Below are 10,696 nucleotides of genomic sequence, written 5' to 3'. Positions count from 1 at the left end.
GATCATGACAGAAGGGAAAAGTGAATCCCAGCTCCTGAGCCATTTCCTTAAGTTTATCGGGAGCATCATCCGGGTAATTATCGGCATCATTAGCGCTAATCGCCACCATACCGATATTAGCATCGGCATAGTCTTTCCCTAGCTTAGCCAATTCTCCCTGTACATGTTTAACAAAAGGACAATGGCGGCAGATAAACATGACCAGTAACCCCTGCTTACCGGCAAAGGTGTCTAAGGAAATCGTCTCCCCAGAAACCGCATCCGGTAACTGAAACTCTGGTGCTTTGGTACCTAAGGACAACATTGTCGAGTTAACTAGTGCCATCGTTTTACTCCTAAACTATTGCGGTGACAACTTATATTCTTCTAACCTTGCCTACCATATCAGATCCCATGGCAACGGCTATGATCTGATATAGCGCTACGCGCAAGTCCGCAAGTCCGCAAGTCCGCAAGTCCGCAAGTAAGCTATGACTAAGTTTCGGAGTTTAGGAATGTCAAACATCTGAATGGGTAGTGCTATAGCAGTCGCCAGGGCAGTTAGGACATGACAAAAGTCTCACACCCTTTGTAAGCGCAAGAGTTTGACTTCTGACAAATGACTTCTGACTTCTGACTTCTGCTATATATGGTAATCCGACCCAGAACCAAACCAGCAAACCCTCTTCAACCTTCAACCAAACCACCTTCAACCAACCAACCTTCAACCAACCAACCTTCAATCAACCAACCTTCAACCAACCAACCTTCAATCAACCAACCTTCAATCAACCAACCTTCAACCTTCAACCAAAAAAACGTGGTATAATATATCCACTTCCAAGAGGGAGTTGTTTGGAAAAGGTAATCAGAAAGGAACGGAAGATTCTGGTGCCAGCGGTTACCGATGATGAATGGGAATGACTGTTTCAGGTGTTGCAGCAAAGGCGAGTAAAAGATGAAGATCCCTATCAAACCCTTGTCATAAAACAATGGCCTTTCGGCCACGCTACGCGAACGCGCTACCCTTGGAAAGCACAACCGTTGCCCAAGGGAGGGAACCCTAAGGGTTAGCAGTAGTCACTCATGGTAGAAACCCCCCCATGAACGCGCTCCATGGCGACCAAGATCAGCAGAGGGGATGGTCAGGGCGTAAATCCGATTTTGGCAGAAGCACAACAGTTGGAATGAATATGACCGTCCAACCCAAAGATTTCAATGACAATAACAATGAATCATTAAGAATGCTAGCACGGGCGATCGCATTTTCTCAGGGACAATTTTCTCTGATTTTAGCCCGTTGTAATTATCAATCATTGCGGCAGCGATTAACACAACAACTGACAGAACACTACCAGATTAAGTTTCACTCCAGGGCTTTGGCCTCATCGGCTCTTAACCTCTATAGCAATGTTCAAGCGGAACTGACTTCAGAACTACCCAATGCCGTGATTGTTCACAATTTGGAATTAGTCAAGGATATTGATCGGCTATTGGTTTCTACCAATAATGCACGGGATGAATTTCGCAAAACGTTCCCCTTCCCCCTGGTGTTATGGGTAACCGATCAGGTCCAACACAAGCTCAGACGAGTAGCACCAGATTTCACCAGTTGGGCTGCTACTCCCATTGGCTTTGAGATGGCAACGGATGAGTTAATTGATTTTATCGAGCAAACCGTCAATCAGGTCTATGGCAAAGTATTAAACTCTGGTGCTGGTAGATTTCTAGACAATGATGACTTGAATTTGGGCATTGGTTCGACTCGCCGCACCGAGTTAAAGTCAGCCCAGAATGAGCTAAACCATCGTAAAGTCAGATTAGACCCACCGTTAGAAGCCAGTTTAGAATTTGTCTTGGGTCGTGCCGGTGATGGGTCATCACAAGAGTCTCTGGAACATTATCAGCGTAGTTTAGCCCTTTGGCAGCAGATTGAGCCAGAGGCCAGGGCAACCGAGGGAAAACCCCAAACATTCACCTCCTCATCAGAGCGGATTGGATGCTTACTGTATTATTTAGGATTATGGTGGCGTACCTATGGTGAGAGACATCGGGCTGAACATAAAGTGGCTTGTGGTCATGCCGCAGAGTATTATCAGCAATGTATTAAGGTCTTTGAACAGGCTCAGCGACCAGACTTAGTTGCCAAGTTTATTAATCCTTGGGCAGAAGTACTGCAACGACTGGGACAGTGGGATGAGTTGGAGGCGGTTGCTAACACAGCCTTGACTCTCCATCAAACCTATGGTAATCCCTTTAGACTAGCGCGAGCCTATGGCTTTTTAGCAGAAGTTGCTTTATGGAAATCTGATTGGACTAACGCGCAACAGTTAGCCCAACAGGCTCTGTCAATCTTAGAAGAGGCATTGTCTGAATTCTGTACACCAACCTCATGCTCACTCGATACCGATTGTGATTGGGAGCGCTCATTTCACCAAGGTTGGTATTTATTGTCTCTAGCGCGATCGCATCGTGGGGCCGCGCGATCGCAACAGCAACAGCAGCAAGCTAAAATCCAAGACAGTCTGACAACTCTGGAAACGGCTAAAGCCAGAACCAAACCCCAGTATGATCCAGACCTTTACATTCGGATTTTAGAAGAATTGCGCCAGTGCTACTGCCAACAAGGTAACTATTTGACTGCTTTTCGGGTTAAACAAGAACGACGCTCCATTGAGCAGCAGTACAATTTTCGAGCCTTTATTGGTGCTGGTCGATTGCAGCCTAAACAACAGGTAACTAACCCAGCATTACCAGATCTAGAATACCACAATTCTGTGACCCCAGCCATTGCGGCCTCTGGTAGACAAGGGGATGTTAATCGCTTAATGCAACGTATGGGCCGTAGTGACCATAAACTAACGGTAATTTATGGTCAATCAGGAGTAGGTAAAAGTTCCCTTGTCCAAGCTGGGTTAATTCCCACTTTGAAACAAAAAACCATTGGCTCCCGTGAGGTTTTAACGGTTTTCCAGCAAGTTTATACCGATTGGATTCCGGAATTTGGGAAAGCCTTAGCCAAGTCTCTGGCCGAAAAACACCTGATTAACTATCAGGCTAATACTCTCGAAACAACAAGCGCAATTCTCAAGACATTCTGGAAAATAACAGAAGAAAATATCCTAGTGGTTTTAGTCTTTGACCAATTTGAAGAATTTTTCTTTGCTGCCAAAGACATAAAACAACGACTGGTTTTCTATGACTTCCTGAAGAATTGTTTGAATATTCCCTATGTTAAAATTATTTTATCCCTTCGAGAAGATGACATTCATTATTTGTTAGAGTGTAACCGTCTAATTAACTTAGATGTCATCAACAACAATATTTTAGATAAAACAATTCTTTACTATCTCGGTAACTTTTCCCCAAAGCAAGCTCAATCAGTTATTCAAAGCTTAACTGAACACACGGCATTTTCTCTAGAGCCAAAGCTAACGGATGCCTTAGTTAAGGATTTAGCAGGAGATACCAATGAGGTGCTCCCCATTGAATTGCAAGTGGTAGGAGCTCAGCTCCAAGCGGAAAAAATTACCACCTTAGCAGATTATATAGCCAAAGGTCCTAAGGAAAAACTGGTTGAACGATACCTAGAAACAGCTATTAAAGACTGTGGTGAAGAGAACGAACGAATCACTAAACTTGTTTTGTATTTGCTTACCGATGAAAACGGGATGCGGCCCCTAAAGACTAAGGCTGAATTAGCGGAAGATTTGGACTTAGAAGAGGAGCAACTAGATTTAGGATTAGAAGTGCTAGTGGGTTCTGGGTTAGTCTTTGAAGTGCCAGAATACCCCGCTGATCGTTATCAGTTAGTTCATGATTATTTAGTATCATTTATTCGCCAAGGACAAGAGCCTCAAATCCTAGCGGAGTTAAAACTCACCAAAGAAGAACTAAAGCAAGCACTCCATCAAGAACAAGAGGAACGAAGACGAGCAGAAATTGCAGAAATTAAAGCCCTTAATTCTCTATCTCAAGCTCTACTATCTTCCCACGACCAGTTAGGAGCATTGGTCGCTAGTGTAAAAGCTGGTAAACGATTACTCACCACAGAGGTTACTCCTGATATCAAACAGCAACAAGTCAATCAGCTTCAGGAAATTATCAATAACTTGCAAGAGTGCAATCGTTTGGAAGGACATAATGCGGGAGTATTTGGTGTTTGTTTAAGTCCTGATGGTAAACTAATTACCTCTGCTAGTGAAGATGGCACGATCAGGATTTGGGGAATTGATGGGAAAGCTTTGACAAGCTGTCGGGGCCACAAGGAGCAAGTGTTTAGCATTAACTTTAGTCCCAATGGTGAGATGTTTGCCTCTGCTAGTGCTGATAGCACCATCAAACTCTGGCAACGGGATGGTAGGTTACTGAAAACTCTCAGAGGTCATAAAAACCAAGTTTTCAACATTAGTTTTAGTCCCGATGGTCAAACCATTGCTGCTGCTAGTAAGGATGGCACGATCCAGCTCTGGCATCCTAATGGTACTCGGATTAAAACCCTGACCAGGTTTGGTCCTGCTAACTTTGGGATTAGTTTTAGTCCTGATGGTAAATCCCTTGCGATCGCTAGTGAAGATGGCACTATCAAGCTCTGGAATTTACACAGTAGTTGGCCCAAAATTTTCAATCGTCATGCTAGGGGTGTCTTGAGTGTCTGCTTTAGTCCAGATGGTCAGATGCTGGCTTCCGGGAGTTGGGACGGTACCGCTAAACTCTGGAATATAGATGGCAAAGAACTCAACTCCATCGATAATTATGGCTTGCCAGTCTATCGGGTTAGATTTAGTCCCGATGGTCAACTATTAGCACTAGCAAGTAAAGATAATCGAATTCGACTGTATAACCTTGATGGCATTAAGCTCAAGACCTTACGAGGACACAAAGGGTCTGTGTGTGGGGTAAGTTTCAGCCCCGATGGACGGCTACTGGCTTCTGCTAGTGTAGATAAAACTATCAGACTTTGGAGTCTTAAGGGCATTGGACTGAATACTCAGCAAAGCCATACTGGTAAACTGATCGGCTTTTGTTTTAATTCTACCGGTCAGCAGTATGCTTCAGCTAGTGAAGATAAAACAGTGAAACTATGGAATTTAGAAGGCACATTACTCAGAACATTTTCAGGACATCAAGCTAGTGTCAGGAGTGTCAGTTTTAGTCCTAAAGCAAAACTATTAGCCACTGCTAGTGTCGATGGTATCATTAAAATTTGGCATCTTAATGGAGCATTACTGCAAACCTTTCCAGCCCATGGTTTGAGTATTAGGAGTCTAAGTTTTAGTCCTGATGGTAAAATCCTGGCCTCTGCGGGCAATGACAGAATTATCAAGCTGTGGGGGATTGATGATAAGTATGGACAGGATAAGGGAGTACTCTTAAATACTCTTAACGGTCATATTGCTAAAATCTATACCATTAGATTCAGTCAGGATGGTCAAATGCTGGCTTCCGCTGGAGAAGATAAAACCATTAAACGTTGGCATCTTGATGGTAGCTTAATCGATACGATTCCAGCCCATAGTCTAAAAATTGTCTGTTTGAGATTCAGTGGGGATGGTGAAATTATGGCTTCCGCTAGTGCTGATAAAACGGTGAAATTATGGAGTTTGGATGGTAAACTGATCACTACCTTACAAGGACATCAAGCAGGAGTTAGAGGTGTTGTTTTTAGTCCTGACAGTCAAATTATTGCTTCAGTTAGTGCTGATAGGACGGTAAAGCTTTGGACTCGTGATGGTAAGGAATTCAAAACCCTAAAAGGACATCTTGCTCCTGTGTGCAATGCCTGTTTCCTGGCTGATGGTGAAACTTTGGTATCGGTCAGTGAAGATGGTACTGCTAAAATCTGGAATATCGATGGTACAGAAATCAAAACCGTTGGCGGACCGATTAATGACAGTACAGTCCTAGGTGTAAAACCTGGACAGGGGATAGTTACCAGGGGGAGTCATACCACTACCTCTGATTTAAGCTCTGATTTAAAGGATTTATTGGTGAAGGGGTGCTATTGGATCAGGGACTATTTGAACCATAATCCGACCTTGAGTGAAAGCGATCGCAAATTGTGTGATGGGGTTTTACCAGAACTGTTGAATGGGGAATCGGGAATCGGGAATCGGGAATCGGAACCCACCCCGTTCCCCTCCCAGGAGGGGAACGGGAGTCGGGAATCGGGAGTATAGCTTTTTTTAGTCTAATCAGGTACACAGGATTTTTTCCCTGTTCCCTGTTCCGGTGATCCGCTGTTCCCTAGCTAAATACTGCTATAAACAAGCTGCTCTATACAACTAGACCGCTGGCTGAGCCATAGAGGATTTGAGTAGCACCAGAATTGATAATACTTCCGAGGTCTTCACCAGGAACTCCTATGGCTAAGTCATCGTAGCCGTCCCCATTGAAGTCCTGCACCGCCAAGCTAGATCCAAAGTTATCGTACTCCTCAGCTATATCGTTAACGCCAGAACTAGCTTGGCTCCAAAACTGATTACCAGTAGTAGTCAAGCCAAAGACGGAACCGTAGATAATGTTTACAGCCCCAGCATCAGTGATTGAATCGATATCTTCATAGGGACTTCCCACTGCTAAGTCATCGTAACCGTCGTTGTTAAAGTCGCCCACAGCTAAGGTAGTTCCGAAGCGGTCAAATGCTTCAGGGTTGCTGACAATGAGATCGTCTTGAGACCAGAATTGGCTACCAGTGGTAGTCAAGCCTGTTACAGAACCATAGAGGGTATTAACTTTACCTCCATCGGTTACATTCCCATTTGACAAATCTTCATAAGGAGCACCAATAGCCAGGTCATCATAGCCATCCCCGTTGAAATCTCCGGCAGCTAAACTGCTACCAAAGCGGTCACCTTCTTCATCACCCCCTTGAGGAAAGGCCGTCTGGGTGAAGAATTTGTTACCAGTGCTCGTCAGACCGAAGAAAGAACCATTGATAATGTTAACTATGCCAGTATCTTTAATCGATCCCAAATCCTCGTGAGGCGTTCCTATAGCTAAGTCATCATAACCATCCCCATTAAAGTCCCCTGAGGTTAAGGTCTCTCCGAAGCGATCGAAAGCTTCATTAAAACTACCACTAAGATTGTTTTGCTCCCACAATTGGCTACCAAAGCTAGTTAAGCCTGTTGAAGATCCTTGGAGGACATTGACTTTACCTACGTCACTGTTCCCATCAAGATCTTCATAAGGAGCACCGATAGCCAGGTCATCATAGCCATCCCCGTCAAAATCTCCCGCAGCCAAGCTGCTACCAAAGCGGTCACCTGCTTCATCACCCCCCTGAGGAAAGGCTGTCTGGGTGAAGAATTTGTTACCAGTGCTGGTCAGACCAAAGAAAGAACCATTGATAATGTTAACTATGCCGGTATTTGTAGTCGATCCCCAATCTTCGTAAGGTGTGCCTACAGCTAAGTCATCGTAACCATCCCCATTAAAGTCCCCTGAGATCAGGGTATCTCCGAAGCGATCGAAAGCTTCAGTTGAACTGCCAGCAAGATTGTCCTGGTTCCACAATTGGCTACCAAAGCTAGTTAAGCCTGTTGAAGATCCTCGGAGGACATTGACTTTACCTCTGTTGGTTTCCCCACCAACATCTTCGTTGGGTGTGCCTATAGCCAAGTCGCCCCGACGATCACCATTGAAATCTCCTCCAGTTAAGCTAGTGCCGAAGCGGTCATAGGCTTCATTGCCTCCGGAAGGAAATACGGATTGAGTCCAGAATTGATCGTTGGGAATATTCATATAGTTTTAATCGTCCTGTGTCAGTTTATTGATGTTGGGTTGATCTCCTTGGCGTTGCTGATTCTGGGTATGATTTTGCCCCCCTAGCCCCCCAAGCGAGGGATTGCTCGCTTGGGGGGAACAAAACTCCCAAAGTCCCCCCCGGTGCGCGCCTCCTAGGGCGAGTAAATCGCCCTTGGGTCGCACCGCAAAGTTGGGGGACTCACGGGGGCTTTAACAGGGGGCTTTAACAAAACTAGATGATCGCGCATTCATACTTCAATTCAGCAACCCTAAGAATTCTGTCGTTAATCAAGAGTCCAGGTGATCTACCAAAACCAAATCGATCATGAAAGCTAATGCTGATTTTTCTTGGCACCAAAAACTTATTGGATCCTCTTGTGACCTTCGCTTCTAGCGGTGCGACCCGTGGCGAATTAAATTACGGGTCAAGCGCACCGGGAGGTTTTCCAAAACCAATCTATTGGGCAAACTATTGCGCTAGCAAGCTACATTGCTGCATCGCTTTTTCTAGCAATGCTAGTAGAGGTCTCAAATGAAAATACTAGATATCAAGTGCTCCCCTGAGCTTAGGTGTTTTTTCTTTTGCTACTTTAAATTGCTAGCTATTAGAACAATAAACTAGTTAAGATGGATGGCTGATTTATCTACCAAAAACAGTATTACATATCAATCCGAAGTAATTGAGCTACTTCACTAAAAATTTACTAAATCTTTAAACGAATAAAGTTGTTGTAAAAAATACTTTGAGGAGAGATATAGGGCTGGGGTAAGGGAATCGGGAATCGGGAATCGGGAATCGGGAGTGTGGGCAGAGAGGGGAGTGTGGGGAGAGGGGGGAGTGTGGGAAGAATTTTCCACAACAGATGCAGCGCCGACCTGAGAGGGTTTCCCCATCAGCAACGGTTGTAGTTTGTCCCATTAGCAACTGCATCTTGAGGGGGGAAGAAAATTGACTGTACCTGATAAATATCAGAAACCCTATAAAAATATTTCCTATCTCCCCATCTCCCTATCTCCCTATCTCCCCATCTCCCCATCTCCCCATCTCCCCATCTCCCCACACTTCCCACACCTCCCACACTTCACTCTCTTCCCCTACTCCCTTGAGAATCTAAAAATTCTCTCGATTCCGATTTGCCTGCTCCATCTTCTCTACAACCTGGTCTATGGGCATCATGCCCAACTCCCCAGCGGCACGGGTACGAATATTCAAACTATTGGCTTCGACTTCCTTGGCACCAACCACACTCATCACGGGGATTTTAGCCTTTTCGGCATTACGAATTGCTTTACCGAGCCTTTCCCCACTGGTATCGACTTCTGCTCGAATCCCATGCGATCGCATTTTTGCTGCCACTTCCTGAGCAAAAGGCAACTGTGCATCCCCTACTGGTAACAATCGTGCTTGTACTGGTGCTAACCAGAAGGGGAAGTCTCCCCCATACTGTTCAATCAATATGCCAGTTAGGCGCTCCAGGGATCCAAAGGGGGCACGGTGAATCATAATCGGGCGTTGGCGAGTACCATCTTCTGCCACATACTCCAAATCAAATCGTTCTGGCAAGTTGTAATCTACCTGTACCGTTCCTAACTGCCATTCCCTGTCCAGGATATCCTGGAAGATAAAGTCCAGTTTCGGGCCATAAAATGCCGCTTCCCCTGGTGCTTCAAAGGATTCCATGCCCAAGGTATCCACAGCACGGCGAATTGCTGATTGGGCTTTTTCCCAAGCCTGATCCGAACCAATATACTTATCCGAGGCCGGGTCACGGAAACTCAACCGTGCTTTAAAGTTCTTCATTTGCAGACTTTTGAACACTGAGAGGATTAAATCCACCACACTGAGGAATTCCTGATCCAACTGATCCGGCATCACAAATAGGTGAGAATCATCCACCGTGAAACCGCGCACCCTGGTCAACCCCCCCAGTTCCCCAGATTGCTCATAGCGATACACTGTTCCAAACTCTGCCAAGCGCATGGGCAACTCCCGGTAGGAGCGCAATTCACTCTTATAAATTTGGATATGGAAGGGGCAATTCATCGGTTTTAGGACAAACCCTTGTTCTGCGGCTGCTGCTTCCTCATCTTCAGCCATCATCGGGAACATATCCTCTTTATAGTTCTGCCAGTGACCGGATACCTTAAACAAGTCCACTCGACCAATATGGGGTGTCACCACTGGTAGATAACCTCGTTTAACCTGTTCTTGCTTGAGGAAATCTTCCAAAAGGGTACGCAAAACCGTTCCTTTGGGGGTCCACAGCGGTAATCCTGGTCCAACCGGGTCAGAAAAGATAAACAGTCCTAGTTCCTTACCCAGCTTACGGTGATCCCGTTTCAGGGCTTCTTGCTTACGGCGCTTATATTCCTGTAGTTGCTCTGGGTTTTCCCAAGCTGTACCATAAATGCGCTGGAGTTGAGCATTACTCGCATCCCCTCGCCAGTAAGCCCCAGCCACACTTTCCAATTCAATTGCCTTCGGGTTGATTTCACTAGTGTTTTCTACATGGGGACCAGCACACAAATCCCACCACTGATCCCCCAGGTGGTAAATCGAGATCGGGTCTTCTAAATCTGCTAAAATTTCCAGTTTATAGGGTTCACCCAGTTCCTTGATCCGCTGTTGAGCTTCTTCCCGTGGCACCTCTTCCCGAATTACCGGAAGCTTCCGCTTAATGATTTTGACCATTTCCTTTTGGATTTTCTTGAGGTCTTGCTCAGTAAACGGTTCTGGCTGGTCGAAATCATAATAAAAACCATTTTCAATCCAAGGACCGATAGTCACCTGAGCCTTCGGAAATAGCTTCTGGACGGCCATTGCCATCACATGAGACGTCGTATGACGGAGCCTTTTTAGGGTATCGGATTCGCTAGTACGGGGCAAATGAATTTTTTCAGGCTGTTCGGAGGGTTCTGAGTTAACCATCGGTGACTGTTCTATGGAATTGAGTAACGCGCTATGACA

General features: G+C 45.4%; 7 protein-coding genes. 3 read left to right on the top strand and 4 right to left on the bottom strand.

What is annotated here, in order from left to right; all coding sequences use genetic code 11:
• Positions 1–325 (bottom strand): redoxin domain-containing protein (locus tag F6K20_RS10280; RefSeq protein ID WP_287294597.1); only part of this gene is annotated, 325 nt, incomplete at its 3' end.
• Positions 326–628: 303 nt separating this feature from the next.
• Between F6K20_RS10280 and F6K20_RS10275 the strand changes: the two genes are divergently transcribed.
• From F6K20_RS10275 to F6K20_RS10265, 3 genes are all read left to right on the top strand, one after another.
• The gene (locus F6K20_RS10275; protein ID WP_154659797.1) at positions 629–808 is read left to right on the top strand and encodes a hypothetical protein; all 180 of its coding nucleotides are present in this window, start codon (positions 629–631) and stop codon (positions 806–808) included.
• A 104-nt stretch (positions 809–912) separates the two neighbouring features.
• On the top strand, positions 913–1,053 hold the full coding sequence (locus tag F6K20_RS10270) for a hypothetical protein (RefSeq protein WP_287294595.1): 141 nt from the start codon (positions 913–915) through the stop codon (positions 1,051–1,053).
• Positions 1,054–1,082: 29 nt separating this feature from the next.
• Positions 1,083–6,158, top strand: a complete 5,076-nt coding sequence (locus F6K20_RS10265) for a WD40 domain-containing protein (protein WP_008184621.1) — start codon at positions 1,083–1,085, stop codon at positions 6,156–6,158.
• 97 nt (positions 6,159–6,255) lie between these two features.
• On the opposite strand, the gene F6K20_RS10260 is transcribed toward F6K20_RS10265, so the two are convergent.
• The 3 genes from F6K20_RS10260 to thrS form a co-directional block, all read right to left on the bottom strand.
• On the bottom strand, positions 6,256–7,725 hold the full coding sequence (locus F6K20_RS10260) for an FG-GAP-like repeat-containing protein (RefSeq protein ID WP_008184619.1): 1,470 nt from the start codon (positions 7,723–7,725) through the stop codon (positions 6,256–6,258).
• Positions 7,726–8,421: 696 nt separating this feature from the next.
• Positions 8,422–8,622 carry a hypothetical protein gene (locus F6K20_RS10255; RefSeq protein WP_044493271.1) on the bottom strand — a complete coding sequence of 67 codons (201 nt, stop codon included), beginning with the start codon at positions 8,620–8,622 and terminating at the stop codon, positions 8,422–8,424.
• 217 nt (positions 8,623–8,839) lie between these two features.
• Positions 8,840–10,657, bottom strand: coding sequence for a threonine--tRNA ligase (thrS, locus tag F6K20_RS10250; protein ID WP_008184612.1), 1,818 nt, complete (start codon positions 10,655–10,657; stop codon positions 8,840–8,842).
• Positions 10,658–10,696: the final 39 nt, after the last annotated feature.

Source organism: Moorena sp. SIO2C4, assembly GCF_010672485.1.
GTDB classification, from domain to species: domain Bacteria; phylum Cyanobacteriota; class Cyanobacteriia; order Cyanobacteriales; family Coleofasciculaceae; genus Moorena; species Moorena producens.
The sequence above is the reverse complement of the archived record's forward strand: the minus strand, read 5'-3'. Positions and strand labels throughout refer to the sequence as shown.

What these genes read in the sequence shown, in the direction of transcription:
- F6K20_RS10255 (WP_044493271.1), bottom strand. Translation starts at nt 8,622, where the DNA reads ATGGGGAAACCCTCTCAGGTCGGCGCTGCATCTGTTGTGGAAAATTCT.
- F6K20_RS10265 (WP_008184621.1), top strand. Translation starts at nt 1,083, where the DNA reads ATGAACGCGCTCCATGGCGACCAAGATCAGCAGAGGGGATGGTCAGGG.
- F6K20_RS10275 (WP_154659797.1), top strand. Translation starts at nt 629, where the DNA reads ATGGTAATCCGACCCAGAACCAAACCAGCAAACCCTCTTCAACCTTCA.
- F6K20_RS10260 (WP_008184619.1), bottom strand. Translation starts at nt 7,725, where the DNA reads ATGAATATTCCCAACGATCAATTCTGGACTCAATCCGTATTTCCTTCC.
- thrS (WP_008184612.1), bottom strand. Translation starts at nt 10,657, where the DNA reads ATGGTTAACTCAGAACCCTCCGAACAGCCTGAAAAAATTCATTTGCCC.